Here is a 26,011-nt window from a genome sequence, read left to right as displayed (position 1 = left end):
CGATGTCACACCCGGAACATCTTCCGCAGGTCGGTTATCGCCAGTCATGGCGCGAGGTTACCGTGTGGTCACAAAGACCGTCGTGATCGTTTGAGCCGGCCGGAGCTGGGCCGGATGCGGAAAAGGAGCCTCTCGATGAGCACAGCGGGCCGTCCCCGTCGGTCCTGCCTCGCGGTGCCCGGATCGAGCGTGAAGATGCTCGGCAAGGCCCAGGGGCTCCCGGCCGACCAGGTGTTCCTGGACCTGGAGGACGCCGTCGCGCCACTGGCCAAGCCCGCGGCGCGCAAGAACGTCGTCGCCGCCCTGAACGAGGGGGACTGGGCCGGCAAAATCCGTGCCGTACGGGTGAACGACCTGACCACGCCGTGGACGTACCGGGACGTGGTCGACGTGGTGGAGGGGGCGGGCGCCAACCTGGACTGCCTGATGCTGCCGAAGGTGCAGAGCGCCAGCCACGTCGAGTGGCTGGACCTCACGCTCACTCAGATCGAACGTGCCCTCGGGTTGCCGGTCGGCGGCATCGGCATCGAGGCCCAGATAGAGAACGCCGCCGGGCTGGTCAACGTCGACGCCATCGCCGCCGCCTCGCCCCGGGTCGAGACGATCATTTTCGGGCCGGCCGACTTCATGGCCTCGATCAACATGAGGTCGATGGTGGTCGGTGCGCTCATCCCGGGCTACCCCGGTGACCCGTACCACTACATCCTGATGCGACTGCTGATGGCCGCCCGCGCGTACGACAAGCAGGCGATCGACGGGCCGTTCCTGCAGATCCGTGACGTCGATGGCTTCCGCGAGTCGGCCCGGCGTTCGGCCGTCCTCGGCTTCGACGGCAAGTGGGTGCTGCATCCCGGTCAGATCGACGCCGCGAACGAGATATACGCACCGTCCCAGCAGGACTACGACCACGCCGAGCTCATCCTCGACGCGTACGAGTACTACACCTCGGCGGAGGGCGGGCAGCGTGGTGCGGTGATGCTCGGCGACGAGATGATCGACGAGGCGTCACGCAAGCTCGCGCTGGTGGTGGCCGCGAAGGGGCGGGCCGCCGGACTGCGTCGTACCTCGGCGTTCGAGCGACCGGAGTGAGCTGACCGCTCGACCGGCCGGCCCGGTGGTGCTCCCACCGGCCGGTCGGATCGGCGCGCGGCCACAGCCCTCGGTCAGTACGAGTACGAGGAGTCGAAGGCGTCCGGGTTGTTCGCGAGGACGGCGAAGAAGATGATGATCGCCGCGGTGGCGAGTACGGCGATCCCGGCCGCGATCCAACCGGTGATGATGCCAGCGGTCGCCAAACCGCCGCCGCTCTCGCCACGCTCGCGGATCTGCCGCTTGGCCACGTGGCCGAGGATCGCGCCGACGATGCCCAGGTAACCGCCGAGGCCGTAGCCGCAGAGCCCGAGTACACCGACGATGGAGACGACCAGCGAGGCGACCGCCATCCCGTTCTGCTGCTGCTGCGGTGCGGTGTAGCCGTAGCCAGGTGCGGGGTAGCCCGGAGCGGGATATCCCGGCTGGTACTGCTGGGCCGCCGGATCGACGGCACCCGCCGGGTATTGGTAGGCGTTCGGGTCCGGGGTGCCGGCCGGGGCCTGGTACGCCGGCGGAGCCTGGTAGGCCGGCGGGGTCTGGTACGCCGGCGGGGCCTGGTACCCCGCCGGGTTCTGGTACGCCGTCGGATCCTGGTACGCCGCCGGGTTCTGGTAGGCGGTCGGGTCCGGGTACGCCGGCGGGTTCACGTACGCGGTCGGTTCGGATGTGCCGGCCGGGGGTTGGGGGGCCGGACTCTGCGGGCTCTCCGGTTGCGGGCCGCTTCCGGGCGGGGCGTTCCAGCCGCCGGGCTGCTGGGGGTCGCTCATCAGGTCTCTCCGTCTACGCAGGGATGCGCCGTCAGGGTAGTCGGAGATCGCCACCGACATCCGCCCCGTGTCGCAGGGGGTGCCGCGTTGCCCGGATTGACGGGACCGGGCAGGATCGCGGCATGGCATTCGACGCGCGCGCCGGTGAACGTGCCGGCAGCCGACCTCGGCGGGACGCTTCGCGCTCCGCACTGGCTCGCCGTTCCCGGACTCTCCCGCCGGGCGCCGGCCCGGCCGACGACTCCGACGAGCCGACCTCCCTGCCCGACTCCGAACCCGTCACGCTCCGGCTCGACGGGCGGGTCGCGTTGGTCACCGGTGCGGGCAGCGCGGACGGCATCGGCTACGCCACCGCTCGCCGGTTGCGTGACCTGGGGGCACGGGTGGCGATTGTTTCGACCACCCGCCGGATCCACGACCGGGCCACCGAGCTGGGGGCGACCGGGTTTGTCGCCGACCTGACCGACGAGGCCGAGGTGGGCGCGCTCGCCGACGCCATCGCCGAGCAGCTCGGTGAGGTCGAGGTGCTGGTTAACAACGCCGGTCTGGCCAGCCGGGCGAGCCCGGAGGTGCTGCGTCCGGTGGCCCAGCTCAGCTACGACGAGTGGCACGGTGAGATCGAGCGCAACCTGACCACCGCCTTCCTGTGCAGCCGTGCCTTCATCGGTGGCATGGCCGAGCGGGGCTGGGGTCGGATCGTGAACCTCTCCGCGACCGCCGGACCGGTGAACGCGTTGCCGACCGAGGCGGCCTACGCCGCGGCGAAGGCCGGTGTGGTGGGGCTGACCCGGGCGCTCGCGATGGAGATGGTGGCCGACGGCGTCACGGTCAACGCGGTCGCGCCGGGCACGATCTACACCGCCGCATCCACCATGGCCGAACTCAAGCAGGGCCTGGGTACGCCGGTCGGTCGCCCCGGCACCCCGGACGAGGTTGCCGCGGCGATCACCTTCCTCTGCTCCCCGGCGGCCTCGTACATCACCGGGCAGATGCTCGTCGTCGACGGTGGCAACAGCGTGCGGGAGGCGCAGTTCCGGTAGGCGGTGCACCGGTCGGTCGGCGCGGTCCGGGGCGGTTCAGTAGGAGCCGCCGCCGAAGTCGTCGCCGCCCCAGATGCCCAACGCCAACCAGCCGCAGCAGAAGATCAGGTAGAACGCGGTGAAGAGGTAGCTGAGTATCAGTCCGGCGGTGGCCAGGCTGTTGCCCTGTTCACCGCTCTGCCTGATCTGCCGGCGGGCGATGTGCCCGAGGACGATGCCGGCCGGCGCGAAGACGAATGCGAAGACCAGCGACAGGATCGCCAGTACGTTGGTCCCGGTCGGCGGGCCGTAACCGGGTGGATAACCGCCGGGCGGCTGCCCGTACTGGCCCGGCTGCCCGTACTGGCCCGGTTGGCCGTAGTACCCGTACTGCCCGGGCTGCTGGCCGTACTGGCCGTACTGCTCGGGTGGGCCGTACTGCTCGGGTGGGCCGTACTGCTCGGGTGGGCCGTACTGCGGTGGTTGCTGGTGGGGATCGGGGTCCTCGCCTGGTGGTGGGTAGCTCATACCTGTCGCCCTCCTCGTCCCGGACGCTACTTGACCAGGGAAGCCGTGGACGGCGGATGAGTCGACTGACCGGCCGCCGACGAGGACGGGTGACGCCTCAGGCGGCCGGCGACACCCCGCGCAGGCCGGCGACGGCGAGATCGAGACCGAGCCGGTAGTAGTCCTCCTGACGGTCGACGGAGGTGAGCGCGCCGGCGGCGGCGACCACGTGGGGGTAGCGACGCGGCGGCAGCGCGGCGAGGCCGGCCGTCTCGGCGCGTACGGCGTCCTCACGGGCTTCGGCGTCACCGTGCTGCCCGACGCCCGGTTCGTTGCTGACCAGGGTGATCAACGAGCAGAGGACCTGGCGGCCGATCCGGGCCGCCTGGTCGGTCTGGTATCCGGCCTGGTGCAGCAGCGCCAGGGTCCGCTCGGCCAGGGCGAGCCCGGGTGCCGAGGTGAGGATCCGGGCGAGGGTGAGCTGGGCGACGTTCGGGTGGGGACGCAGGGCGGCGAGAAAGGCGGCGAGTACGTCCCGGGTCTGCTCGTGCCACGGCCGGTCGTCCGGTTCGGGCAGTGCGACGGCGGAGAGCAACCGGTCGGCGATCGCGTCCAGTAGTTCGTCCTTGTCCCGGAAGTGCCGGTAGAGGGCCATCGGGGTGACGTCGTGCTGCTGGGCCAGGCGTCGGATGGTCACCGCCCCCAGTCCCTCGGCGTCGGCGACGGCCAGTGCACTCGCCACGATCTTGTCGGGGTCGAGCCCACGGTGTGTCGCGGTCTCCCGCCGGGTGCCAACCATCGGACAAGTTTACTACGTAGACATCTGCCCCGGCCGCACGCTGCCGCGACCAGGAAAGGGGTTGACGGTGCGGTACGGGGCAGTAACCGGATCAGGGGAGCTGACTCAGGTTGCCGTTCGCCCGTTCGATCACCAGGCAGCGGTCCTCGACGTAGTCGATGCCGGCCTCCTCGGCCAGTTTCCGCGCCTCGGCCGACACGATGCCGAGCTGCAACCAGACCGCCGGGGCGCCGATCGCGATCGCCGCCCGGACCACCTCGACCGCGTCCCGGGCGGGGCGGAAGATGTCGACCAGGTCGACCGGATGCGGAATGTCGGCCAGCGACCGGTAGACCTTCTCACCGAAGAGCTCGTCGGCGACCGGGTTGACCGGAATGATCCGCCAGCCGTACCCCTGCATCTGGAGTGGCACCTGGTGGGCCGCCTTCCGTGGATCGCGGGCGGCGCCGACCACGGCGATCACCTTGGCGTCCACCAGGATCTGTCGGGCATCTCGCACCCGCCGACTCTAGCTCCGCCGGCACCCGGTCAGAGCAGGGTGAGCTGTTCGGCCGGAGCGGGCACCGCCGCCGTCGGCACCTGTCGGGTATCGCCCGGTTCGGAGCGGAGCAGACCGTGCCGGCGGGCCGCCATCCGGACCCGGGCGACGATCTCCCGCTGGTAGCTCTGGGGCAGGTAGGAGCCGTTGCCGTACAGCTCGCGGTAGCGGGGCAGCAGGGCCGGATGCTCCCGGGCCAGCCAGCTCGCGTACCACTGGCGGGCACCGGGACGCAGATGCAGCGGGATCGGCGTCACGCTCGCCGCTCCGGCGGCGGCGAGCGCGGAGACGGTCGCCTCGATCGAGTCGTCGGTGTCGGTGAGGCCGGGCAGGATCGGGGCCATCAGCACGCCGACCCGGAAGCCGGCGTCGGTCAGTTGTCTGATCGCGTCCAACCGGCGCCGTGGGCTGGGGGTTCCCGGCTCGACCGAGCGCCACAGCTCCTCGTGGACGAATCCCACCGAGTACGAGATGCCGACCCGGGTCACCGCAGCGGCCTGCCGCAGCAGGGGCAGGTCCCGCAGCAGCAGGGTGCCCTTGGTGAGGATCGAGAACGGGTTGGCGAAGTCGCGCAGCGCGGCCAGGATCTGCGGCATCAGCTGGTACTTGCCCTCGGCCCGCTGGTAGCAGTCGACGTTGGTGCCCATCGCCACGTGGTCGCCGCGCCACTTCGGCGCGGCCAGCTCGCGCCGGACCAGTTCACCGGCGTTGACCTTCACGACCACCCTGCGGTCGAAGTCCTGCCCCGCGTCGAGGTCGAGATAGGTGTGGGTGTTCCGGGCGAAGCAGTAGACGCAACTGTGTGAGCAGCCCCGGTACGGGTTGATCGTCCACTCGAACGGCACGCGGGAGGCGCCGGGAACCCGATTGATGATCGACTTCGCGCGCACCTCGTAGAAGGTCATCCCGGCGAAGCCGGGGGTGTCGAAGGTCCGGGCGACCGCGTCGGGCAGTGCCAGCGGCAAGGGTGGTGCCGCCGGCGCTGACGCTTCGGCCGCCCCGGCCCCGACCGCGGCGAAGGAAAGGTTTTCCCAGCGCATGACCCTGATCCGAACACATGTTCGAGTGTTGGCGCAAGTCCGCCGGGCCGATTCGCCCTGCTGGGTCTTTCTCCGGCTACCGCGCGGGTGGCGCGGTGCTCTCCCTGCGGATGAGTTCCGCCGGCACGTGCTCGACCTGGTGGTGGTTGGCCGGGTCGGGCTCCTGGAGGGCGAGGGTCATGGCGCGGGCGCCCATGTCGGCGAGGGGGAGGCGGACGGTGGTGAGGGTGGGGGTGACGTCGCGGGCGATGGGCATGTCGTCGAAGCCGGTGACGCTGATCTGTTCGGGGACTTTGATGCCTCGGGTGCGCAGCAGGGCGAGGGCGCCGATGGCCATGGTGTCGTTGAGGGCGGCGATGGCGGTGAGGTGGGGTTGGGTGTCGAGGAGGTGGGCGGTGGCGGTGGCGCCGCTGTCGCGGTCGAAGTTGGCGTAGGCGATGTGGCGGGTGGGGAGTTTGTGGCCGTGGTCGCGGGCGGCGTGGCGTAGGCCGGTGAGGCGGTCGGTGGTGGTGGTGAGGTGTTTGGGGCCGGCGATGACGCCGAGGTGGGTGTGGCCGAGTGCGTAGAGTTCGGTGCCGATGAGGTAGCCGCCGGTTTCGTTGGCGGGGATGACGGCGTGGCCGGTGTGTTCGTGGCGGCCGATGACGGCGATGTGGCCGCCGGTGGCTTGGTAGACGCGGAGTTTGGCGTCGAGGGTGTGGGTGAAGGTTTCGTTGTGGTGGCCGCTGCCGGCGAGGATGATGGCGGCGGCTTGGTGGGCGCGGAGGAGTTCGACGTATTCGAGTTCTTTGTCGGGGTCGCGGTAGGTGTTGCAGATGATGACGAGTCGGCCGTGTTCGGTGGCGACGCGTTGCAGGCCGCGGGTGATTTCGGCGAAGTAGGGGTCGGAGACGTCGTGGACGATGACGCCGACGGCGGAGCGGTGGTTGCGGGCGAGTAGTTGGGCGTGGGCGTTCGGGACGTACTGGAGTTCCTCGACCGCCGCCAACACCCGCTCCCGCAACGCGTCGGTCACCGGCTTCGCGCTGCCGTTGATGATTCGGGACGCGGTCGCGGGGGAGACTCCCGCCCGGCGCGCCACATCTGCCAAGGTGGCCATCGATCCGACCTCTCCCCGACCGCCCTGAGCCGGCTGCAGGTGAGGATAGCGCGCGCGGGTACGCGGGCGAGGAAAGCCCTTGCCGAATCCGGGTGCAGACCAGTAACGTGCGCGGGAAAGCGCTTACCTGGATCGACCGTGACAGCCTGAGGAGGCGACCGCATGGCCCGTACCACTATCGGGATCGTGCTCAACGGCGTGACCGGCCGGATGGGCTACCGCCAGCACCTCGTCCGTTCGCTGCTCGCGATCCGCGAACAGGGCGGCCTGCCACTGCGCGACGGCACCCGGCTCTGGCCGGAACTGGTGCTGGTCGGCCGCAGCGAGACCAAACTCCGCGAGATCGCCGACCGGCACGGCCTGACCGAGTGGACCACGGACCTGAACGCGGGACTGGCCCGCCCCGACGTCCAGATCTACTTCGACTCCCAGGTCACCGCGCAACGGGAGAAGGCGCTGCGGCTGGCGATCGAGGCCGGCAAGCACATCTACACCGAGAAGCCGACCGCCGAGGACCTCTCCGGCGCGGTCGAACTGGCCCGGCTCGCCGACGCCGCCGGCATCAAGCACGGCGTCGTACAGGACAAGCTCTTCCTGCCCGGTCTGCGCAAGCTCGACCGGCTGGTCCGGGGCGGCTTCTTCGGCCGGATCCTCTCCATCCGTGGCGAGTTCGGCTACTGGGTCTTCGAAGGCGACTGGCAGCCGGCGCAGCGTCCGTCCTGGAACTACCGGGCGGCCGACGGCGGCGGCATCGTGGTGGACATGTTCCCGCACTGGCACTACGTGCTGGAGCAGATCTTCGGCCAGGTGAACGCCGTGACGGCACACGTCAGCACGCTCATCCCGACCCGCTGGGACGAGGCCGGCGAGCCGTACGAGGCGACCGCCGACGACGCCGCGTACGGCATCTTCGAAATCGACCGGGCCGGCCAGTCCAGCCCGATCGTGGCCCAGATCAACTCATCCTGGGGGGTTCGGGTCTACCGCGACGAACTGGTCGAGTTCCAGGTCGACGGCACCGAGGGCAGCGCCGTCGCCGGGCTGCGCAACTGCCGCATCCAGCACCGGTCGACCACGCCGAAGCCGGTGTGGAACCCCGACCTGCCGGCGACCGAGGACTTCCGGTCACAGTGGCAGGTGGTGCCGGACAACGAGGAGTTCGACAACGGCTTCAAGGCACAGTGGGAGCTGTTCCTGCGGCACGTCGTGGAGGACGAGCCGTACAGCTGGGACCTCTGGGCCGGTGCGCGCGGCGTCCAACTCGCCGAGCTGGGGCTCCGCTCCGCCCGCGAGGGCCGGCGGATCGAGATCCCCGAACTGCAAGCCGAGCCGTCGAAGTGAGCGACTCGGTCCTGCTGCCCGGCGGCCGGTTCACCTTCACCGGCGCCGGGCGGGAGTTCGTCGCGCCCGGCCCACGCTTCACCGCACGGGTCGCGTACGCGGCCGCGCACGTGGTGGCCGACCCGACCGCCGAGAACGGCCCCGGCGCCCCCGCCGAACTCGACTGGTCCGCCACCCTGGCCTTCCGGCACCACCTCTGGTCGCACGGTTTCGGCGTGGCCGAGGCGATGGACACCGCACAGCGGGGGATGGGGCTGGACTACCAGACCACCCGTGAGCTGATCCGGCGCAGTGCCGCCGAGGCCCGCGCGGTCGGTGGCCGGATCGTCGCGGGAGTCGCCACCGACCAGCTGCCCGACGGTCCGGTGCACCTGGACGACGTACGCAAGGCGTACGCCGAGCAGCTGGACCACGTCCAGGCCGCCGGCGCGCGACCGGTGCTGATGTGCAGTCGTCAGCTCGCCGCCACCGCACAGGGGCCGGACGACTACCTCAGCGTCTACGACGAGCTGCTGCGGCAGGCGGACGCCCCGGTCGTCCTGCACTGGCTCGGTGCCATGTTCGACCCGGCGCTGACCGGTTACTGGGGCAGCTCCGATCCGGCGGCGGCGACCGAGACCGTGCTGGAGCTGATCGCCGCGCACGCGGACCGGATCGACGGGATCAAGGTCTCGCTGCTGGACGCCGACTTCGAGGTGGCGTTGCGTCGTCGGCTGCCGGCCGGGGTCCGGCTCTACACCGGCGACGACTTCAACTACCCGAGTCTGATCCAGGGCGACACCTCCGCCACCAGTCCCGGAGCCGACTACTCGGACGCCCTGCTGGGGGTCTTCGCGGCGATCGCCCCGGTCGCCGCCGCCGCGCTGCGCGCGCTGGACCAGGGTGATCTTGACGGTTACCACCGGCTCTTCGCGCCGACGGTGCCGCTGGCCCGGCACATATTCGGTACGCCGACCTACTACTACAAGACCGGAATCGTCTTCCTGGCCTGGCTCGCCGGCCACCAGGAGCACTTCACCATGGTCGGTGGGCTCCACTCCGGACGGTCTCCCCGGCACCTGATCGAACTCTTCCGGCTCGCCGACGCCGCCGGCCTGCTGCCCGACGCCGGCCTTGCCGCCCACCGGGCAAGGGCCTGGCTGACCACCGTGGGGGTGCCCCAGTGAACCGCTTCTCGCTGAACCAGGCGACCACGAAGTACTGGCCGATCCCGGAACTGGTCGCGGGCTGTGTCGACGCCGGGGTGACCCAGGTGGGCCTCTGGCGTGAGGAGACCCGGGACTACGGCGTGGAGAAGACCGCCGCGCTGGTCCGGGAGGCCGGGCTCGCGGTGACCTCACTGTGCCGTGGTGGTTTCTTCCACACCCCGGACTGGTACGACGAGAACCGGCGCGCGATCGACGAGGCGGCGACGCTCGGCGCCCCGGTGCTGGTGCTGGTCTCCGGCGGCCTGCCGCCGGGCAGCCGGGACCTGGACGCCGCCCGTGCGCGCGTGACCGAGTCGATCGGCGCGCTGGTGCCGTACGCGCTCGCCGCCGGGGTCCGGTTGGCGATCGAGCCGCTGCACCCGATGTTCTGCTCCGACCGCTGCGTGGTCGCCAGTCTGGGGCAGGCGCTGGACCTGGCCGCGCCGCATCCGGTCGAGGCGGTCGGCGTGGTGGTCGACACGTACCACGTCTGGTGGGACGACCAGGTCTGGGCGCAGATCGAGCGGGCCGGCCGGGAGCGGCGGATCGCCTGTTTCCAGGTCGCCGACTGGGTCACCCCGCTGCCGGAGGGGGTGCTGCTCGGGCGTGGTCTGCCCGGCGAGGGGTGTGTGGAGCTGCGCCGGTTCCGGGAGGCGGTGGACGCGACCGGTTTCACCGGGCCGATCGAGGTCGAGGTCTTCCACGCCGACGTGTGGGCGCGGCCGGGCCGTGAGGTGCTGGACGCGACGCTCGCGGGTTACCGGACCCACGTGTTGTAGCGGTCCGGTAATCGAGGCAGCCGGGGTTGCCCTGGTCCGATCCGGCGGGGCAGGGGAGGATGAGGAGATGGACCGGCCCATCTTCGTGTACGACGGCGACTGTGCGTTCTGCACCACCTGCGCGGAGTTCGTCGGTCGGCGTATCCCGACCCGGGCGCGGGTGGTGCCCTGGCAGTTCACCGACATCGACGCACTCGGCCTGACCGTGGCGGAGTGCGACGCCGCCGTGCAGTGGGTCGGTACGGACGGCACCCGGGCGGCGGGCCCGGACGCGATCGCCCGGCTGCTCGGTGACAGCCGGCCGGTGTGGCGGGTGCTCGGTCGGGTGCTCCGGTTGCCTCCGGTCCGGGCGCTCGCCTGGCCGACGTACCGCTGGGTGGCCCGCAACCGGCACCGCATGCCGGGTGGCACGGCCGCCTGCTCGCTGCCCCAGGCGGTTCGTGAGCAGCGTTACGGACCCACCCCGAGGTGATCCGCGTCCGGCGGTCGCCGGCACCCGGCCGGATACGACACCGGCCGGACACCCGTGGGGTGCCCGGCCGGCAACGGTCGGTACGCGCATAGCGGGCCCGTGTCGGGCTCGGCGTCGTCAGTGCTCGTGCGAGTGGCTGGCGAGCTGCTTGCGCACGTCATCCATGTCGAGCTGCTGGACCTGGTCGATCAGGGACTGGAGGGCGCTCTCCGGGAGCGCGCCGGGCTGCGAGAAGACGATCACGCCGTCGCGGACGGCCATGATGGTCGGGATCGAGCGGATCTCGAACTTCGCGGCGATGTCCTGCTGGGCCTCGGTGTCGACCTTGCCGAAGACGATCTCCGGGTGCTGCTCGGACAGCTTCTCGTAGACGGGGGCGAACCGCTTACAGGGGCCACACCAGTCCGCCCAGAAGTCCACCAGAACGGTGCCCTCCGAACTCGTCACCTCGTCGAAGTTGGCTGAAGTCAGCTCAACGGTAGCCATTGAACTCTCCGTTCATGGGTTGAGACCTACGCAGGCAAGAACCTGTCCACCGCCTGTGGAATTCCCCGTACCCCCACCCCGAAACGCCCAGGGTGGCCAGAGTCACCCTGCTCCGGCCGGGAGTCGGCCCGGTCAGGGCAGGGTAGTGGCGGATTGACGACCGTCGGTCTGGCGCGGTCTCGTCGGCCCTAATGTTAAGAAAATTAAACGAACACGGTACGTAACGGGAGCGCTTCCATCTCGCCACGGCTGGCGACCTGCGGTGATCTGACGATCACGCTATTCACGAGGGCGAATTTCCAGAATGACCATGAGTTACCGCAACATCAACTCTCACGTTAAGTAATGTTTCAAAAACATAACTGTGACCTCTGTCTCTGTTCCGACTCTTCTGTGTCCCGGCGTCATCGGGCAGAATCCTTCTCATCAGAGCGTGGGCGGCGGGTGCCGGGGAGGGCCCCGCCGCTCATTGCGTCCGGCCCCGAGTCTGATCCGGGGCCCCACTCTGCCCACCGGCTTCCTGTCCACCGGTGCCGGTGCGGTCGAATCTCTCGGGCAAGACCTCTGCCGCCCACCCCGAGCGGTCATATGCTGGCGCCGGGAGGTCCCCCATGAGCCACTACGCCTCGGGTGAGTCGCCGTACTCCGGTCGACCCGCTGGGCGGGCGCCGACCGTGGCCTACTCCACCGACGAGTGGAAGCTGCTCATCCGGCTCCCGGGCCGGGTGCTGGTGGCGGCCACCTCGCCCGAGCCGGCGAGCCCGCGCCACGCGGTGCTCGAGGGACTGGCCGGGCTGGAGGGCATCGCCGCCGGGCGTGCGTTCGACAGCGACCTGGTCCGCGCCGTGGTGGTCGCCATCTACGCCGAGCCCGACAACACCCCGCTGGACGTCCAGCCGGACAACGGTCCGTTCGACGGTGGCCCGCACGCCGGCCGGCGAGACCGGCTCGCCGGGCTGCTCCTCTCCTGTCAGGCCGCGGTCGAGGTGCTCGCCGATCGGGCGGACCCGGCCGACTCGGCCGCGTACCGACAGTGGGTGCAGTCGGTGGCGGCCCGGGTACGCCGGGCGGCGCACCCGGTGGACGCGCACCTCGGCACCTCCGGCGAGTGGGTGCCCGGGATCGACGGGGGCTTTCTCGGCCGGCTCGGTACGGCCCTGGGCCTGCGCTGAGTCGCCGCCCGGTCGGCCCGTACCCTCTGCAGATCGTGGAGGCTGAGGTCGTGGGGGGCGCGGACGAGGAGGTCGGGGTCGGCCCCTGGCCTGGAGAGTTCCCCACGGACCCGCACTACGACCCGGAACTGCTCGCGCACGGCGACCGGCGCAACGTGGTGGACCGCTACCGGTACTGGCGACAGGAGGCCGTCGTCGCCGACCTGGACCAGCGCCGGCACTCGTTCCACGTGGCGATCGAGAACTGGCAGCACGACTTCAACATCGGCACGGTGGTCCGGAACGCGAACGCCTTCCTCGCCGCCGAGGTGCACGTGGTCGGACGGCGGCGGTGGAACCGGCGCGGCGCCATGGTGACCGACCGGTACCAGCACGTACGCCACCACGAGACGATCGAGGGCTTCGTCGGCTGGGCCCGCCAGGCCGATCTCGTGGTCATCGGGATCGACAACCTGCCCGGAGCCCGCCCGCTCGAAACGGTCACGCTCCCGGCGCGGTGCGTACTGCTCTTCGGTCAGGAGGGGCCGGGCTTGTCCGATCCGGCCCGTGCCGCCTGCGACCAACTCTTCTCCATCGCCCAGTACGGCTCGACCCGCTCGATCAACGCGGGGGTGGCCAGCGGCATCGCCATGCACGCCTGGATCCGGGAGCATGCCGGTCCGCCACCCGGATAACCCCTGTCCGACCCGTCCGGGTGAGTAGTGAGCCGAGGCAAGTTGACCGAAAAGGCCGGTTCGCTTGACTCCGGGGTGCTGTGCCGGGGACTGTAGTTCGTGTGACTCTTGCGGTGAGTTGTCCTAGGTGTGGCGGTGCGGTGGCACCACCGGACCTGATGCACTCCGAATGGCGGTGCCCGGACTGTGGCCCGGTGCCACCGCTGCGCGTGGCGGAGCGGGTCGGGCCGGGAATGCTGGAGGTCGCCACCGCGCTGATCAACGACCCGCCGCAGCCGGCCGCCGGCTCGGCGATGCCGCTCTGGTGTCTCTGGCCGCTGCCACCCGGATGGGTGATGACCGGCGCGGCCTGGGCGGGCGACGATCGTACGGGTGTGCGAGCCACCGCCGTGGCGTGCAGCGGCCCGGCGCCGCTCGGCGGCGGACCCGCCGACCTCATCCTGGTCGCCGAGGAGCCCGGCGTCGGTCTCGGCACCCGGTTCGCCGGCATCCCCGGTCCGGACCCCGGCGCGCTACTCGCCGACGTGATGACCGTTGAGCTGCCCGGACACGCCGAGAACCCGGCACACGCCAAGGTCAGGGCGGCTGGTCACCCCACTCCACTTTGGTCGGTCAAATCCCCGACAGACCGCAGCGCGTACGTCGGCGAAGCTCGGGGACGGTGGTTATATGCGATAACCTGGCCGTCGAGCGCGGGCTACCTCCTCGCGGAAGATGTCGTGCTACACGACTTGACCGAGTGGTTGCCGCCCGAGCTGGTGTACGGAGCGCCGTCGCCGTACCTGCACGGTCTGGTCTGACTGACCATCTCGGACAGGTTCGAAAATGGCACAAACTTGGAATTCACGGTAAGACACCTGGCTGATACGCTACGTACTGCTGCGGTACGCCACACGGCGCGCGATCGAGGGGATGGCCCGTCATGGTCAAGAAGGTCCTCACCTGGGGCGGAATCGCCTTCCTAATTTTCTTCATCGCGTTCCGGCCGGACTCGGCCGCCGACGTCTTCAAGTCGTTGGGCGGCGGCGTCATGGACATCGCGCAGGGCTTCAGCGACTTCTTCGCCAGCCTCTTCGCGTAGCCGGCGATGGGCAATCCGTCCGGGCCACCCCCTGATCCTGACGACGCCGAGCGCTGGCGTCGGGAGCGGGACACCGAGCCGATACCTCGGGCCCGCCCCGACGGCCCCGAAGACGCCTCTCCCTATCCCGGTGCACCGTCCTATCCGGACGGGCCGCCCTACCCGGACGGCGCCGGTTACGACGACGAGTCCCGTTCCGGCCGGAGCTGGGAGCGGGACCCGGAGGCGGAGTACCGGCCACCGGAGATCTCCGAGGAGGAGCTCGCCGGTCTGCGGGTCGACGCGTCGGGCATGCCGCTCGGGCCGCGTCGGGTGCTGCCGCTGGAGGACGAGCCGACCGCCCTGGTGGCGCGTTATCTCTTCCCCACCGAGCGGTACCGGGGCGAGTGGAAGCGGCACAAGGTCTACCTGGCCACCCCGATCCTGATCGGGCTTGCCGCCACCTTCGTGCTCGGCTACCTCTCCGGCTTCCTCGCCGGGCAGCAGATCGCCGGGCTCACCACCGTGGCGGTCCTGATCTGGCTCGGCGTGATGGGTTATGTGGCGTGGAAGGTCGCGGACTGGTTCTTCGACCGGTTCATCCTGACCAACAAGCGGGTGATGGTGGTCAACGGCATCATCACCCGGCGGGTCGCGATGATGCCGCTGGCCCGGGTCACCGACATGAAGTACGAGCAGTCCCCGCTCGGCAGGACGCTCAACTACGGCACCTTCGTGCTGGAGTCGGCCGGTCAGGACCAGGCACTGCGTGAGGTCAAGTACCTCCCCAACCCGAACGAGCTCTACCTGCGCGTGGTTGAGGAGATGTACGAGCCGCAGGCAGTCGAGGCGCGGCTCGGCAAGGAAGCCGACGAGGCCAAGGCTGACGACGGAGCGTAATAGACGTGTAGGCATGTGGTGACGGGTGCGGACTTTTCATCCGAAAATCGGAGGAGACCGCACCCGTTCGCCGTCGACTCCGGGGCACTACCTGTGTCAACCTGACGGTTGGTGCTGCGTCGGGGGAGGCAACAGGTGGCGGCCAGGGAAAACCTGGAAGAGGAGTTCCGCGAGTTCGTCGCGGCCCGCTCCGCCGCGCTGCTGCGTACCGCCTATCTGCTCGCCGGAGACTGGGCGACGGCCGAGGACCTGCTCCAGACCGCGCTGACCAAGACGTACCTGGCCTGGAAGCGCCTCGGTGAGATCGAGGCGGTCGAGCCGTACGCCCGACGGGTGCTGGTCAACACCGCGACCAGTTGGTGGCGTCGACGCTGGCACGGCGAGCGCCCCACCGAGGTGCTGCCCGAACGGCCGGCCCCGGACCAGATCGAGGAGCAACTGGAGCGGGACGCGCTCTGGCGGCATCTCCGGACGCTACCGGCACGGCAACGCGCCGTCCTGGTGCTCCGGTTCTACGAGGACATGACCGAAGCCCAGACCGCTGCGATGCTCAACATTTCGCCCGGCACCGTCAAGAGTCAGACCTTCCGGGCACTCAACACGCTGCGCCGCCGGCTCGGCGCGGAGCCCGGCACCGAGGCGGAGCTGGTCGCGCGTACCGACGGCGCAGCGGCGCCGGCCGGCCCGAGGACCAGCCCGCCCGCCACGGCCCGCCCGACCGGCGCCGGACTGCCGGGCGGCGAGCCTTCCCCCCGACCGGCCGGGGCCCGCGCCCCCGTACCGGCACCGGCACCCCGTCGGGTCCCGGCCGCGCCGCGCGCCACGCCGGCCCGGCTGCCGGTGACCACGGTCCCCGCCGTGGCGCCCGCCGTCCGGTCGACCGGGGCCGAAGGTTGATGATCATGCTTGAGGACTCGCTGCGGAGCATGTTCAGCGAACGGGTCGAGTCGCCGCCGCTGATCAACGACCCGGCTTCGGCCGCGATCCGCCGTGGCCGGGCCGCCCGCCGCCGCCGGGCCGCCGCCTCCTCGGTGGCCGCGGCGCTGGCCCTGGTGGTCACCGTCGGCGGGATCGTCTCGCTGCGTGAGGTCTCGATACCGGGCAACGGAGGCCGGGAGGGTTCGGCGATCGCCTTCAACGGTCAACCGGAGTCGACGCCCACCAACCCGGCGGTCGAGCCGCAACCCACCGTCGACACCGGCATCGGCCTCGACCTCTGGGCCGGCAACCGACTCTGGACCATGGACGGCCGGACGCTGCCCTTGACCGGGGTCGGCACGGTCTCCCAGATCTACCGGGTGCCCACCGGTTGGATCTACGGCGGCACCGCCGGTATCCGGTTCATGCGCCCCGACGGCACTTCGATCTCGCTGCGCGGGAACGACGACCGCTGGGTGCTGAGCCCCGGCGGGGACCAACTCGCCTTCGTCATCGACACCGTGCTCTACGTGGCCCGGGTCAGCTCCAGCGGTCTGGCTGTACGCACCATGACACCGGTGCCGGCGGGCATCTCCCCGGTCGCCTTCCTCGGTCAGCAGGTGGTGATCACGGAGGAGTCCCGGGGCTTCGACCTGGTCACCCAGAACCGCGTCTACCAGGCGAACTGGAACAACAAGATCACGGCGGTGTACGGGTCGCCACAGGGCAAGACCCTGATCGGGCTCGTACCCGGGACCGGCCCCGCACAGCGGCCCTGCCTGGCCGAACTCCAGGCGAGCGACACCGGCCTCGTGGTGGCCAGGACCGGCACCTGCGTGCTGGACCCGAAACTCGACACCACCGGAGGACGGATCACCCCCGACGGCGGCTGGGTCGCCGAACACCGGGCCGAGGACGTACGGCTGGTCGACCTCACCCAGGCGCTGGCCGGGCAGGACCGGACGGTGCTCTGCCCGATCCGTACCACCGTCGCACCCGCCTGGGCCGACGAACGCACTCTGCTCGCCGCCGACGACCGGGGTGTGGTCCGTTGCGGTGTCGACGGCACCGAGAAGGTGGTGCCGCTGCCGAGCGGCGTGACCGCGCAGTGGCAGTTCGTACCAAAACTCACCTCGAACCAGCCGGCCGGCTGACCCCGCTGGCCGATCGGCCGGCTGACCAGGAGCTTCCGGTCGGCCGGTACCCTCGTACCAGTGATCCCGTCCGTACCGAACCCGCTGCCCGTTCCCGGTCCGGACACCCGGATCGACCTGCACGCCCACTCGACCGCCAGTGACGGCACGCTCAGTCCGGTCGAACTCGTGCGGTCGGCCGCCGAGGCCGGTCTCGACGTGGTGGCGATCACAGATCACGACACCACCGCCGGCTGGGCGCCCGCGGTCGCGGCACTGCCACCCGGACTGACCCTGGTACGCGGCGCGGAACTCTCCTGCCGCTGGTACGGCGTCCAGCCGTCGATCGCCCTGCACCTGCTCGCCTACCTGTTCGACCCGGAGGCGCCGGAACTGGTCAGCGAGCTGGCCCGGATCCGGGCCGCCCGCGAGGTTCGGGCCGAACGGATCGTGGACTCGTTGCGCGCCGACGGGATCGACGTGGACTGGGCCGACATCCAGGCGCGGGCGGCCGGCGGCACGGTCGGTCGACCGCACATCGCGCAGGCGCTGATCCGGGCCGGACTGGTGCGTACCACCAACGAGGCGTTCGAGCCGAGGTGGCTCGGCTGGCGGTACCACGCGCCAAAGGAGGACCTGGACGTCTTCCACGCGATCCGGCTGGTCCGCGAGGCGGGCGGGGTGCCGGTCTTCGCCCACCCCCGGGCGAGCCGACGTGGGCCGGTGGTCCCCGACGCGTTGATCGTCGAGATGGCCGCCGCCGGACTCGCCGGGCTGGAGGCCGACCACGAGGACCACTCACCGGCCGAACGGGAGCACGTCCGGCGGCTCGCCGCCGAGCTCGGACTGACGGTGACCGGTTCGTCGGACTTCCATGGCGAGCACAAGACCGTACGACTGGGCGCCTTCACCACCTCGGTCGCGTCGTACGAGCGGATCGTGGCGGCGGCGACGGGCGTACCGCCGGTCGTCGCGCCCTGATCGACGCCCCCGCCGGCCGATTCATCCAGATCGACCGGGTGCCGCTGGTGGCCTCGCGCACAACGACGTGGGATAACGCGGCCGGCCAACTACCGTGATCGGGTGGATCTCAAACTCTTCGTGGAGGTGTTCGTCACCCTGCTGGTCATCATGGACCCGCCGGGTATGGTGCCGATCTTCCTGGCCCTGACCGGGCCGCTGGCGGCCCGTGAGCGGAACCGGGCGGCGCGGCAGGCGGTGACCCTCGCGCTCGGAGTGATCGTGGTCTTCGCGGTCGCCGGCCAGAGCATTCTCGGATACCTGCACGTGTCTCTCCCCGCCCTCCAGGGCGCCGGTGGGCTGCTGCTGGTCCTGGTCGCGTTGGAGTTGCTCACCGGCAAGGCCGACGACCCGGGTCAGCAGACCACGTCGAACATCGCGCTGGTGCCGCTCGGCACCCCGCTGCTCGCCGGGCCGGGTGCGATCGTCGCGACCATGCTTTTCGTCCAGGGAGCCGACGGGTTCGCCGACCAGTCGGCGATCGCGGTCGGCATCGTCGCGGTCATGGTCGCCGTCTGGCTCACGCTGCGCTTCTCCGGTGGCATCGTCCGGGTGCTCCGGCCCAGTGGCATCGAGGTCCTGACCCGCATCGCGGGTCTGCTGCTCGCCGCGATCGCGGTGCAGCTCATCGCGGACGCGGTGAGCGCCTTCGTCAAGGTCTTCCAGCAGGGCTGAGCCAGCGCGCCGCGATGTCCTGACGGGCGGCGCGGCGGGTATCGACCGGAGTGTCGGTGGCGGGTGGCAGGATCTGCTACGTGCGCAGATCCAGCTCCTCCGGCAGGCCGACCTCCTCTGGCGGCCGGACCCCACGTCCCCGCGGCGACCAGCCGGAGCAGTTGGGCTTCGAGGGGATGCCGGAACGGCTCTTTGTCTGCACCCCCAGCAAGCTCGGCAGTTACACCGACTGCCCCCGCCGCTACCGCTACTCCTACGTCGACCGGCCGACCCCGGTCAAGGGCCCGCCCTGGGCGCACAACTCGCTCGGCGCGAGCGTGCACACCGCGCTGCGCAACTGGTACGCGTTGCCCGAGGCGAAGCGTCGCCCGGAGGCCCTGCCGGTGCTGCTCAAGGGCACCTGGGTCGGCGAGGGATACCGGGACGGCGAGCAGGAGCGGACGGCGTACCGCCGCGCCCTGCAGTGGCTGGAGTCCTATGTGGAGACGCTCGAACCGGGTGTCGACCCACTCGGGGTGGAGCGGGTGGTCGCGGTGAAGACCGCCGTGCTGGCGTTCAACGGCAGGGCTGACCGGATCGACGCCCGTACCGGCCCGAACGGCCCGGAACTGGCGATCGTCGACTACAAGACCGGCCGCACCGGCCTGGACGTCGACGACGCGCGGGGCTCGCAGGCGCTGGCCCTCTACGCGTACGCGGCCGAGCGGGTCTTCCGTCGTCCCTGCCACCGGGTCGAACTGCACCACCTGCCGACCGGGACCGTGGCGGCGTTCGACCACACCCCCGAGTCGATCGCCCGCCAGGTGAGCCGGGCGGAGGACACCGCGCGCGACATCATGGCCGCCGAACGGGCGGTCACCGACGGAGCCGACCCGGACGAGGCTTTCCCGGTGGCCCCCGGGCCGGGCTGCGCCTGGTGCGACTTTCGGCGTACCTGCCCGGGGGGAGCCGGAGCGCCGGCGAAGGAGCCCTGGGCGGCGGTCGAACGTACCCTGCTGCCGGTGACCCCCACCCCGCCGCCGGTGAGTCCGGCAACGGAATAGGTTCGACCGATGCCGTCCGTGGCGGCTCACCTCCACCAGCCGCCGTCGGGTTACTGGTCGCCGCTCCGACGTTGCTGGCAATTCGGGCAAAGCCCCCAGAAGGTAACCTCGGCCTCGTCGACGTCGAACCCGTGCGAGTTGTTCGGCTCCAGGCAGGGCGCCGACCCGTGGACGCAGTCGACGTCGGCGATCTCGCCGCAGCTCCGGCAGACGACATGGTGATGGTTGTCGCCGGTCCGTGCCTCGTACCGGGCCGGGCTCCCGGCCGGCTCGATCCGCCGCGACAGGCCGGCTCGGGCGAGTGCCCCGAGCACGTCGTAGACCGCCTGGGTGGAGACCGAGTCGAGGCGGCGGCGGACCCGTCGCAGAATCTCGTCGACCTCGAGGTGCCCGCCGTCGGCGAGGACCTCCAGCACGGCGAGGCGCGGCCGGGTGACCCGCAGGCCCCTCGACCGGAGCAGCTCCTCGCTCGTCATGACGCAATAACAGCACGGATACGCGGGGCCATCAAACGATCGTTGTCCCCGGTGGTACGCGGCACAGCCCGCACCAGGTCACGGGCGAGTTGGGAACCGACGTGAACCGTACCGGCTCTGCCATCGTGTACGACTGTTGGGGACACCGTTCCCGATCGATGTTCCGTACCCTGACCCGCCCTGCGGGTCAGCCGCTGAGGAGGTTGTCGTGTTCAGGGAAATCATGGGCCTCCCCGTGCATCCGCTGGTGGTGCACGCCGCGGTGGTGTTCGTACCGCTGCTGGTGCTGCTCGCGATCGGCTACGGGGTCCTGCCGCGGTTCCGGGCGAGGATCGGCTGGGCGGTGGCGGCTCTGGCCGTGGCGGCGCCCGCCGCGGCCCTCTTCGCCAAGCTCTCCGGTGAGGAACTGCTGGAGGTGCTGCGGGCGAAGGGCTACCCGCCGCAGATTCTCGACCAGCTCGCCGAGCACCAGAACTACGGCGACCTGTTGTTCTGGTTCAGCCTCGGGCTGGGCGTCAGCGCCGGCCTGCTGCTCTTCTCGACGAGCGGACGGGCGCGAAGCCGCAACCTGCCGGGCTGGCTCTCGTCGGTCTTCGTCGGCCTGGTGATCGTGTTCGGCGTGCTCTCCGCCGTCTACGTCTACCTGACCGGTGACTCAGGAGCGAGCGTGGTCTGGAGCGGCGTCCTGTAGCGGATCGGGCGTCATGGCGGTGGCGGGTCGGTGTGCCGGCGACCCGCCGCGTGCTGTGGGGTCAGAAGAGCACCCGGGAGCAGAGCAGGCACATCACCACGAGCAGGACCGCCCCGGCGATCAGCCCGACGCCGTACGTCAACGTCCGGGCGCTGGCCTCTGCCGCTTCCACGGCGGGTATGTCCTGCCCCGGTAGCGGGCGCGGCGGGGCGGGCTGGACCTGCACCGGGGGACGCCAGCCCGGTGGTGGGACGGCGGCCTGCGGCGGCCCGGGATAGCCGCCCGGTGCGCCTCCCGTCGCCTCGACCGGGCTCCGCCCCGCCATGGGCTGCGGCGCCCAGGGCAGGCCGGCGCCGGGCTGCGGAGCCCAGGGCAGGCCAGCGCCGGGTTGCGCCGCCCACGACTGGCCGGCGCCCGGCTCGACCGCCAGGGGCGGGGGGAACACGACCGGCCCGGGTGCGGGCGGGTTCGGCGCGGCCGGCGTGGAAGCGGCTGGCCCAGGCGTCGGCGGTTCCGGTTCGGGTGGTCCGGCCGGGCGGCGCCAGAAGCTGTCGTCGGTGGCTTCGTCGCTGGGGGAGGTCACGGCGTTCGACGCTACCCGAGCCGTCGAGCCGGCGGCCGGGACGACGAGCCGATCTCGTTGGTGTCACTCGGTCCCGGGCGGACGGGGCGTCGAGCGTCGCAGGGGCCGGTCCGGCCCGGTGGGTAGGCTACTGAGCGTGAAGAGGGTGGACGAGTCGGGATCGGCCCGCGCGGGCCTGGACAGCGAGCGTACGGTCGATCTTGCCGATGACGACTTCGTGGTGATTCCCGAGCAGTCGGTGGACGACACCGACCGGGGCTGGGGCGAGCGTTCGGGCTCCAACGACGAGCGTCTGCTCGCCGACCGCCCACCGCACTGGGACTAGCCCCCCGCTGGCACCAGACCGCATCCGCCGCGCCGGGCCGGATCAGAAACGGGCCGGCACCTACTCCCGGACCATGATCGCGAAGCGGGTGCCGTCCGGCAGGGCGACCGTACGCTGCGCCTGTTCCGGTGGGAGGGCCAGGTAGAGCGCGGTCGACCCGTCCGCCGCGCTCTGGGCGCCGAGCACGTCCAGGACCAGCGCGCGGGCCGCGACCGGCTCGGTCGGCCGGGCCGGGGGCGCCGCGCCCGCCCTCGGTACGACCAGCAGATCGACCCGGGCGCCCGGTCGTACGACCGCCACGGCGGCCGGCTCGGCCAGTCGTACCGGCACCCCGACCATTCCCGCCGGCAGCGCCAACCGGGCGCCGGCCGGTGCGGGTGGATCGCCGGGCCCGGGAGAGAAGCTGCCGGCCGGCTCGGCTGCCACCGGATTCGCCGACGGCGGTGCGGCGGGACAGGTCGGTGACGGCTGGCGCAGGTAGAGCACCCCGGCGGCGAGCGCGAGCAGCATCGTGGCCGTGGTCAGGCGGAGGACCGTACCTCGCCGGGGCAGGGCGGCCCAGCGGGACGGGGAGAGCGACGGGGTTCGTCGTACCGGCCTGGGGTGGATCGCCATGGGGCCTGCCTTCCGCTCGGCCGGGCGCCGCGACGTGGGCACGCTCCGGTGGGCAGGAGGCTAGGCGGCGTGGGACCGGGCGCGCAGCGCCCGGAACCCCGCTTGTGGATAACTCGGCAGGCTGTGGAGAACCCTCGGACGAGGGTGTGGATCTGCTATGCGGCGCTGCTGGACGAGCTGCTGCTCGTGGTCGACTTCGCCGCGCCGGACCCGCTGCCACCGCTCCCGGAGCCGCTGCTCGACGCGCCGTTGCTCGAACCGCCGTTGCCGGAGGAGGTCGAGCCGGCCGACGAGGTCGACGTGGAGCTGCCCGAGCCGTTACCGGACGAGGACTCCGACTTGGCCGGTACGGAGCTGCCCCCGGTGGAGCTCTCCGACCCGTTCGAGCGGGAGTCGGTGCGGTAGAAGCCCGAGCCCTTGAAGACGATGCCGACCGAGTTGAACACCTTGCGCAGCCGTCCCTCGCAGGCCGGGCACTCGGTCAGCGGCGCGTCGGTGAACGACTGCACCGCCTCGAGCTGGTGGCCGCACGCGGTGCAGGCGTACTGGTACGTGGGCACGGTCTCCTCCGGATCTTGCTTTTTCGTTTGGCACTCGTCGTATCCGAGTGCCAATGGTGCGTCATCGGACCCATTCTCGTCCACCCGAAGTGTGCGGTGTGACGCCCGCCCCCGGCCGACGTCAGCGGGGTGGAAGCGGCTGGAACCCCCCAGTCGGGGTGATCACGGCCCGTACCGGGCGGTCGTACGCCGCTGCCGGCACCGCTTCGACCAGTTCGCCGTCGTGCAGCAGGGCCACGGTCAGCACGTCCGCGCCGACCCGGGCCAGCGCCCGGTCGTACGAGCCGCCGCCCCGGCCCAGCCGGATGCCGCGCCGGTCCACCGCCACGGCGGGAACGATCACCAGATCAGCCGTGCCGACGGCGTCCGTACCGAGCCGGGGGCCGGCCGGCTCCCGCAGGCCCCGGCCGGCGGTGACCAAGGTCTCGGCGTCGAGATAGCCGGCCCAGTCCAGGTCCAGGTCCGGCAGGAGCACCGGGAGCAGCAGCTCGCCGGTCGGGTCGAGGGCGGCGAGCAGCCGGTCGGGGAGGTCCGGGCCCCCCGGCTCGGAGCCGACCGGGACGTACCCGGTGACCCGGCGGGGGCGGGTACGGCGTACCAGTGCGGTCAGCTCGGCCTGGATCCGCCCGGCGGCGACGGCCCGGTCCGGGGCCGGCAGCGCCCGGCGGCGGGCGAGCAGTGCGGCCCGGAGGTTGGCCTTCGCCCCGTGCAGCTCGTCTGTCACTTCCGCTTCATCCGAACGATCCGGCACGTAACGCTCCTGCGGTAACTCCAGTTTCCCTGTTGGGGCTGTGTCAGCATCGCAGCTACGAGTGCGTAACTTCCCGGGGGAACAAGTGACGCTGCGTGGACGGCTGACGGTCGCCTTCCTCGCCGTCGTGCTCGGCCCGCTGCTGCTCGGCGCCTTCTTCGCCGGCGGAACCGTCGCCGTGGTCAACGACCAGCGGTCCCGGGAGCGACTCGACCTCGCCGCCACCACCGTCCGCACCTCCGTCAACGCCCTCTGCCAGCAGTTGTACGCGGCGGCCGACGCGGTGGCACTGGCCGGCGACACCACCGACCGGGCCGTCGCCGCCCGCCAGGTGATCGCCCGGGGCCTCGCCGTCGCGGTCCGGGTCACCGACGCCGTCGGAGCGACCACGCTGCTCACCCCGGACGCGCCACCCGCGCCGTGGGCGGACTGCGCCGGCGGCTATCCGACCAGTTCCCCGGTCCAGGCCCTGACGGTACGGGTGGAGCTACGCGACCAGGTCGGCGCGGCGGTCGGCGTGGTCTGGGCCGCCCAGCTCGTCGGACCCGGATTTGTCACCCGGCTCGCCGCCGCCACCGGCGCCGCCGTCACCCTCTGCCGAGGTGAACCGGGTCCGAGCACGGCCATGCACAGCACCGAACGGAACGGCAGCCGGGACTCCGTCCTGCTCGCCGCCCGGCGGCTGCACGGGGACGCGGTCGGCGAGACCGACGCCGGCCGGTACGTACGTCGGGTCGGCCCGTCGCCCGGCCAACCGCTGCCGCTGGTGCTGTCGGTGCCACCGAGCCCACCGCAGGGGATCTACGCCCTCCTGGCCGGGGCGGTGCTCCTCGCCGGCCTGCTCGCGGTCCTCGCCGCCTGGCGGCTGGCCCGCTCCACCACCCGCCCGCTGACCGAACTCGCCCTCGCCGTCGACCGGGTCGCCGACGGGGACCTGACCGCCCGGGTGCCGGTGAGCCGGCCGGACGAGGTGGGGCGGCTGGCCCGGACCTTCAACCGGATGACCCGGGAGACGCAGTCCTATGTACACGCCCTCACCACCAGCCGGGACCAGCTCCGGGGCCACCTGGCGCTGCTCGGCGACACCCTGGCCAGCACCCACGACCTGCACCGGATCCTCCAGGTGATCCTCCAGACCGCGCTGGTAGCCACCGGGGCGCGCGCCGGTGTGCTGCTCCTGCTCGACCCGGAGACCCGCACTCTGGTCGGCCAGTGCGGCGAAGGACTCGACGGGCCGGCGGGACGGGACCCGTCCGCGCTGCGGGTCCCGCTGGGCAGCGGCGTACTCGGCACCGTCGCGGTCACCGGTGAACCGCTTCGCGGCCGGACCGACCGGGACGGGCCGACCCGGTCCGCGTACGAGCCCGACTGCTGGACGTACGTGGCGGTGCCGTTCGCCGCACCCGGCTCGGCCGGTCCGCCGCAGGGGCCGCCCGGGGTGCCGTACCCGCTGGTCGAACCGCCGGCCGGGGGTGCCCTCGGGGTGCTGGCCCTCTACGACCGGCACGGCTCCGACGACTTCGACGACAGCGATCTGGTGACCCTGCGCAGCTTCGCCTGCCACGCGGCGGTGGCGGTGGACAACGTACGGGTGCACGAGGAGGCGCAGCGGCTGTCGCTGACCGACCCGCTGACCGGGCTCTGGAACTACCGCTACCTGAAGGAGTCGGTCCGGCGGGAGGTCGAACGGGCCAGCCGGTTCGGTCGGATGATCAGCCTGCTGGTGCTGGACCTGGACCGCTTCAAGGAGGTCAACGACACGTACGGGCACGCGGCCGGTGATGTCGTGTTGACCGAGTTCGCCCGCCGCATCCGAGGGGTGATCCGGGAGGTCGACCTCGCCTTCCGGCAGGGTGGGGAGGAGTTCGTGCTGCTGTTGCCCGAGACCGACGCGCGTGGGGCGGTCACCGTCGCCGAACGGCTCGGCGCGGCGGTCCGGGACACGCCGATCGCGATTCCGGCGCCACCGGGCTCGGTGCCGGACGAACCCCGCGCGCTCGTCCCGGTCACCGTGTCGATCGGCATCGCGGTGTATCCGCACCACGCCACCACCGCCGCGCGGATGCTCGACGCGGCGGACGGTGCGCTCTACGCGGCGAAGGCGGCCGGGCGCGACACCCACCGGATCGCGGCGGCCGGCGCCTGCCCGGTGGTGGAGGAGATCGCCGTCCCGGCTGGCGCCGCGACACCCGACGATGGACTGCCCCGGGCTGGTGGGCACCCTGGTCCGCGCGGTGGCGGCGCGTCTTCTGGGCCGCACCCGCCGCGCCAGGGCCGTGGCCGATAGTC

General features: G+C 71.5%; 31 protein-coding genes. 20 read left to right on the top strand and 11 right to left on the bottom strand.

Features of this window, described 5'->3' with window-relative positions:
- Positions 1-135 precede the first annotated feature (135 nt).
- A complete protein-coding gene (locus tag BDK92_RS15155) occupies positions 136-1,089 on the top strand; it encodes an HpcH/HpaI aldolase/citrate lyase family protein (protein ID WP_121157305.1) in 954 nt (317 codons plus the stop codon).
- A 74-nt stretch (positions 1,090-1,163) separates the two neighbouring features.
- Here the strand turns inward: BDK92_RS15155 and BDK92_RS40805 are convergent, their stop codons facing one another.
- Positions 1,164-1,859, bottom strand: coding sequence for a DUF4190 domain-containing protein (locus tag BDK92_RS40805; RefSeq protein ID WP_121157304.1), 696 nt, complete (start codon positions 1,857-1,859; stop codon positions 1,164-1,166).
- A 191-nt stretch (positions 1,860-2,050) separates the two neighbouring features.
- On the opposite strand from BDK92_RS40805, the gene BDK92_RS15145 reads away from it, so the two are divergent.
- Positions 2,051-2,899: an SDR family NAD(P)-dependent oxidoreductase gene (locus tag BDK92_RS15145; RefSeq protein WP_211349615.1), complete on the top strand. Its 849-nt coding sequence runs from the start codon at positions 2,051-2,053 to the stop codon at positions 2,897-2,899.
- Between the two features lie 36 nt (positions 2,900-2,935).
- Here the strand turns inward: BDK92_RS15145 and BDK92_RS15140 are convergent, their stop codons facing one another.
- The 5 genes from BDK92_RS15140 to BDK92_RS15120 form a co-directional block, all read right to left on the bottom strand.
- Complete coding sequence (locus tag BDK92_RS15140; protein ID WP_121157302.1) at positions 2,936-3,406, bottom strand: DUF4190 domain-containing protein; 471 nt, start codon at positions 3,404-3,406, stop codon at positions 2,936-2,938.
- A 97-nt stretch (positions 3,407-3,503) separates the two neighbouring features.
- The gene (locus tag BDK92_RS15135) at positions 3,504-4,184 is read right to left on the bottom strand and encodes a TetR/AcrR family transcriptional regulator (protein ID WP_121157301.1); all 681 of its coding nucleotides are present in this window, start codon (positions 4,182-4,184) and stop codon (positions 3,504-3,506) included.
- Positions 4,185-4,275: 91 nt separating this feature from the next.
- Positions 4,276-4,683 carry a CoA-binding protein gene (locus BDK92_RS15130; RefSeq protein ID WP_121157300.1) on the bottom strand — a complete coding sequence of 136 codons (408 nt, stop codon included), beginning with the start codon at positions 4,681-4,683 and terminating at the stop codon, positions 4,276-4,278.
- A gap of 29 nt (positions 4,684-4,712) precedes the next feature.
- On the bottom strand, positions 4,713-5,762 hold the full coding sequence (locus BDK92_RS15125) for an Rv2578c family radical SAM protein (protein WP_121157299.1): 1,050 nt from the start codon (positions 5,760-5,762) through the stop codon (positions 4,713-4,715).
- Positions 5,763-5,838: 76 nt separating this feature from the next.
- Positions 5,839-6,861 carry a LacI family DNA-binding transcriptional regulator gene (locus tag BDK92_RS15120; protein ID WP_121157298.1) on the bottom strand — a complete coding sequence of 341 codons (1,023 nt, stop codon included), beginning with the start codon at positions 6,859-6,861 and terminating at the stop codon, positions 5,839-5,841.
- 162 nt (positions 6,862-7,023) lie between these two features.
- Here BDK92_RS15120 and BDK92_RS15115 point away from each other — a divergent pair, with 162 nt between their 5' ends.
- From BDK92_RS15115 to BDK92_RS15100, 4 genes are all read left to right on the top strand, one after another.
- Positions 7,024-8,202 carry a Gfo/Idh/MocA family protein gene (locus BDK92_RS15115; RefSeq protein WP_121157297.1) on the top strand — a complete coding sequence of 393 codons (1,179 nt, stop codon included), beginning with the start codon at positions 7,024-7,026 and terminating at the stop codon, positions 8,200-8,202.
- Complete coding sequence (locus tag BDK92_RS39680) at positions 8,199-9,368, top strand: dihydrodipicolinate synthase family protein (protein ID WP_425462232.1); 1,170 nt, start codon at positions 8,199-8,201, stop codon at positions 9,366-9,368. The genes BDK92_RS15115 and BDK92_RS39680 overlap by 4 nt, the downstream gene beginning before the upstream one ends.
- Positions 9,365-10,168: a sugar phosphate isomerase/epimerase family protein gene (locus tag BDK92_RS15105; protein WP_121157296.1), complete on the top strand. Its 804-nt coding sequence runs from the start codon at positions 9,365-9,367 to the stop codon at positions 10,166-10,168. The genes BDK92_RS39680 and BDK92_RS15105 overlap by 4 nt, the downstream gene beginning before the upstream one ends.
- Before the next feature lie 67 nt (positions 10,169-10,235).
- On the top strand, positions 10,236-10,640 hold the full coding sequence (locus BDK92_RS15100; protein WP_121157295.1) for a thiol-disulfide oxidoreductase DCC family protein: 405 nt from the start codon (positions 10,236-10,238) through the stop codon (positions 10,638-10,640).
- Positions 10,641-10,757: 117 nt separating this feature from the next.
- Here the strand turns inward: BDK92_RS15100 and trxA are convergent, their stop codons facing one another.
- A complete protein-coding gene (gene trxA / locus BDK92_RS15095) occupies positions 10,758-11,126 on the bottom strand; it encodes a thioredoxin (protein WP_121157294.1) in 369 nt (122 codons plus the stop codon).
- A 611-nt stretch (positions 11,127-11,737) separates the two neighbouring features.
- On the opposite strand from trxA, the gene BDK92_RS15090 reads away from it, so the two are divergent.
- The 10 genes from BDK92_RS15090 (at position 11,738) to BDK92_RS15050 (ending at position 19,721) form a co-directional block, all read left to right on the top strand.
- Complete coding sequence (locus BDK92_RS15090) at positions 11,738-12,298, top strand: hypothetical protein (protein WP_121157293.1); 561 nt, start codon at positions 11,738-11,740, stop codon at positions 12,296-12,298.
- 50 nt (positions 12,299-12,348) lie between these two features.
- The gene (locus BDK92_RS15085; RefSeq protein WP_121162160.1) at positions 12,349-12,972 is read left to right on the top strand and encodes a TrmH family RNA methyltransferase; all 624 of its coding nucleotides are present in this window, start codon (positions 12,349-12,351) and stop codon (positions 12,970-12,972) included.
- 158 nt (positions 12,973-13,130) lie between these two features.
- The gene (locus tag BDK92_RS15080) at positions 13,131-13,772 is read left to right on the top strand and encodes a DUF6758 family protein (RefSeq protein ID WP_121162158.1); all 642 of its coding nucleotides are present in this window, start codon (positions 13,131-13,133) and stop codon (positions 13,770-13,772) included.
- Between the two features lie 122 nt (positions 13,773-13,894).
- A complete protein-coding gene (locus tag BDK92_RS39025) occupies positions 13,895-14,053 on the top strand; it encodes a hypothetical protein (RefSeq protein WP_170208591.1) in 159 nt (52 codons plus the stop codon).
- Between the two features lie 6 nt (positions 14,054-14,059).
- A complete protein-coding gene (locus BDK92_RS15075) occupies positions 14,060-14,932 on the top strand; it encodes a PH domain-containing protein (RefSeq protein ID WP_121157292.1) in 873 nt (290 codons plus the stop codon).
- A gap of 135 nt (positions 14,933-15,067) precedes the next feature.
- Positions 15,068-15,829 carry a SigE family RNA polymerase sigma factor gene (locus BDK92_RS15070; RefSeq protein ID WP_121157291.1) on the top strand — a complete coding sequence of 254 codons (762 nt, stop codon included), beginning with the start codon at positions 15,068-15,070 and terminating at the stop codon, positions 15,827-15,829.
- A 5-nt stretch (positions 15,830-15,834) separates the two neighbouring features.
- The gene (locus BDK92_RS15065) at positions 15,835-17,004 is read left to right on the top strand and encodes a hypothetical protein (RefSeq protein ID WP_147457014.1); all 1,170 of its coding nucleotides are present in this window, start codon (positions 15,835-15,837) and stop codon (positions 17,002-17,004) included.
- Positions 17,005-17,067: 63 nt separating this feature from the next.
- Positions 17,068-17,964 (top strand): PHP domain-containing protein, encoded by an 897-nt coding sequence (locus BDK92_RS15060; protein ID WP_246017526.1) that lies wholly within the window; start codon positions 17,068-17,070, stop codon positions 17,962-17,964.
- Between the two features lie 102 nt (positions 17,965-18,066).
- A complete protein-coding gene (locus BDK92_RS15055; protein ID WP_121157289.1) occupies positions 18,067-18,678 on the top strand; it encodes a MarC family protein in 612 nt (203 codons plus the stop codon).
- Positions 18,679-18,854: 176 nt separating this feature from the next.
- Positions 18,855-19,721, top strand: a complete 867-nt coding sequence (locus BDK92_RS15050; protein WP_425462303.1) for a RecB family exonuclease — start codon at positions 18,855-18,857, stop codon at positions 19,719-19,721.
- Positions 19,722-19,771: 50 nt separating this feature from the next.
- Here the strand turns inward: BDK92_RS15050 and BDK92_RS15045 are convergent, their stop codons facing one another.
- A complete protein-coding gene (locus BDK92_RS15045; protein WP_121157288.1) occupies positions 19,772-20,197 on the bottom strand; it encodes a Fur family transcriptional regulator in 426 nt (141 codons plus the stop codon).
- A 208-nt stretch (positions 20,198-20,405) separates the two neighbouring features.
- Here BDK92_RS15045 and BDK92_RS15040 point away from each other — a divergent pair, with 208 nt between their 5' ends.
- Positions 20,406-20,888: a DUF2231 domain-containing protein gene (locus BDK92_RS15040; protein WP_121157287.1), complete on the top strand. Its 483-nt coding sequence runs from the start codon at positions 20,406-20,408 to the stop codon at positions 20,886-20,888.
- Positions 20,889-20,949: 61 nt separating this feature from the next.
- Here the strand turns inward: BDK92_RS15040 and BDK92_RS38410 are convergent, their stop codons facing one another.
- On the bottom strand, positions 20,950-21,471 hold the full coding sequence (locus BDK92_RS38410; RefSeq protein ID WP_147457013.1) for a hypothetical protein: 522 nt from the start codon (positions 21,469-21,471) through the stop codon (positions 20,950-20,952).
- A 136-nt stretch (positions 21,472-21,607) separates the two neighbouring features.
- Here BDK92_RS38410 and BDK92_RS15035 point away from each other — a divergent pair, with 136 nt between their 5' ends.
- Positions 21,608-21,796, top strand: coding sequence for a hypothetical protein (locus BDK92_RS15035; protein ID WP_246017045.1), 189 nt, complete (start codon positions 21,608-21,610; stop codon positions 21,794-21,796).
- 60 nt (positions 21,797-21,856) lie between these two features.
- Here BDK92_RS15035 and BDK92_RS40800 read toward each other — a convergent pair whose 3' ends face one another.
- On the bottom strand, positions 21,857-22,411 hold the full coding sequence (locus BDK92_RS40800) for a flagellar biosynthesis protein FlgA (protein ID WP_281278619.1): 555 nt from the start codon (positions 22,409-22,411) through the stop codon (positions 21,857-21,859).
- Positions 22,412-22,555: 144 nt separating this feature from the next.
- On the opposite strand from BDK92_RS40800, the gene BDK92_RS40305 reads away from it, so the two are divergent.
- Positions 22,556-22,816, top strand: a complete 261-nt coding sequence (locus tag BDK92_RS40305; RefSeq protein WP_246017622.1) for a hypothetical protein — start codon at positions 22,556-22,558, stop codon at positions 22,814-22,816.
- Between the two features lie 276 nt (positions 22,817-23,092).
- On the opposite strand, the gene BDK92_RS15020 is transcribed toward BDK92_RS40305, so the two are convergent.
- Positions 23,093-23,722, bottom strand: coding sequence for a 5-formyltetrahydrofolate cyclo-ligase (locus BDK92_RS15020; protein ID WP_121157284.1), 630 nt, complete (start codon positions 23,720-23,722; stop codon positions 23,093-23,095).
- Positions 23,723-23,807: 85 nt separating this feature from the next.
- Here BDK92_RS15020 and BDK92_RS15015 point away from each other — a divergent pair, with 85 nt between their 5' ends.
- Positions 23,808-26,009 carry a GGDEF domain-containing protein gene (locus tag BDK92_RS15015; protein WP_121157283.1) on the top strand — a complete coding sequence of 734 codons (2,202 nt, stop codon included), beginning with the start codon at positions 23,808-23,810 and terminating at the stop codon, positions 26,007-26,009.
- Positions 26,010-26,011: the final 2 nt, after the last annotated feature.

This window comes from Micromonospora pisi, assembly GCF_003633685.1.
Classification (GTDB): Bacteria; Actinomycetota; Actinomycetes; order Mycobacteriales; family Micromonosporaceae; genus Micromonospora_G; species Micromonospora_G pisi.
Note: the sequence above shows the minus strand (reverse complement) of the source record. Positions and strands in the feature narration are given on the sequence as shown.

What these genes read in the sequence shown, in the direction of transcription:
- BDK92_RS15155 (WP_121157305.1), top strand. Translation starts at nt 136, where the DNA reads ATGAGCACAGCGGGCCGTCCCCGTCGGTCCTGCCTCGCGGTGCCCGGA.
- BDK92_RS40805 (WP_121157304.1), bottom strand. Translation starts at nt 1,859, where the DNA reads ATGAGCGACCCCCAGCAGCCCGGCGGCTGGAACGCCCCGCCCGGAAGC.
- BDK92_RS15140 (WP_121157302.1), bottom strand. Translation starts at nt 3,406, where the DNA reads ATGAGCTACCCACCACCAGGCGAGGACCCCGATCCCCACCAGCAACCA.
- BDK92_RS15135 (WP_121157301.1), bottom strand. Translation starts at nt 4,184, where the DNA reads ATGGTTGGCACCCGGCGGGAGACCGCGACACACCGTGGGCTCGACCCC.
- BDK92_RS15125 (WP_121157299.1), bottom strand. Translation starts at nt 5,762, where the DNA reads ATGCGCTGGGAAAACCTTTCCTTCGCCGCGGTCGGGGCCGGGGCGGCC.
- BDK92_RS15120 (WP_121157298.1), bottom strand. Translation starts at nt 6,861, where the DNA reads ATGGCCACCTTGGCAGATGTGGCGCGCCGGGCGGGAGTCTCCCCCGCG.
- BDK92_RS15115 (WP_121157297.1), top strand. Translation starts at nt 7,024, where the DNA reads ATGGCCCGTACCACTATCGGGATCGTGCTCAACGGCGTGACCGGCCGG.
- BDK92_RS15100 (WP_121157295.1), top strand. Translation starts at nt 10,236, where the DNA reads ATGGACCGGCCCATCTTCGTGTACGACGGCGACTGTGCGTTCTGCACC.
- trxA (WP_121157294.1), bottom strand. Translation starts at nt 11,126, where the DNA reads ATGGCTACCGTTGAGCTGACTTCAGCCAACTTCGACGAGGTGACGAGT.
- BDK92_RS15090 (WP_121157293.1), top strand. Translation starts at nt 11,738, where the DNA reads ATGAGCCACTACGCCTCGGGTGAGTCGCCGTACTCCGGTCGACCCGCT.
- BDK92_RS15080 (WP_121162158.1), top strand. Translation starts at nt 13,131, where the DNA reads ATGCACTCCGAATGGCGGTGCCCGGACTGTGGCCCGGTGCCACCGCTG.
- BDK92_RS39025 (WP_170208591.1), top strand. Translation starts at nt 13,895, where the DNA reads ATGGTCAAGAAGGTCCTCACCTGGGGCGGAATCGCCTTCCTAATTTTC.
- BDK92_RS15075 (WP_121157292.1), top strand. Translation starts at nt 14,060, where the DNA reads ATGGGCAATCCGTCCGGGCCACCCCCTGATCCTGACGACGCCGAGCGC.
- BDK92_RS15065 (WP_147457014.1), top strand. Translation starts at nt 15,835, where the DNA reads ATGCTTGAGGACTCGCTGCGGAGCATGTTCAGCGAACGGGTCGAGTCG.
- BDK92_RS15050 (WP_425462303.1), top strand. Translation starts at nt 18,855, where the DNA reads ATGCCGGAACGGCTCTTTGTCTGCACCCCCAGCAAGCTCGGCAGTTAC.
- BDK92_RS15045 (WP_121157288.1), bottom strand. Translation starts at nt 20,197, where the DNA reads ATGACGAGCGAGGAGCTGCTCCGGTCGAGGGGCCTGCGGGTCACCCGG.
- BDK92_RS40800 (WP_281278619.1), bottom strand. Translation starts at nt 22,411, where the DNA reads ATGGCGATCCACCCCAGGCCGGTACGACGAACCCCGTCGCTCTCCCCG.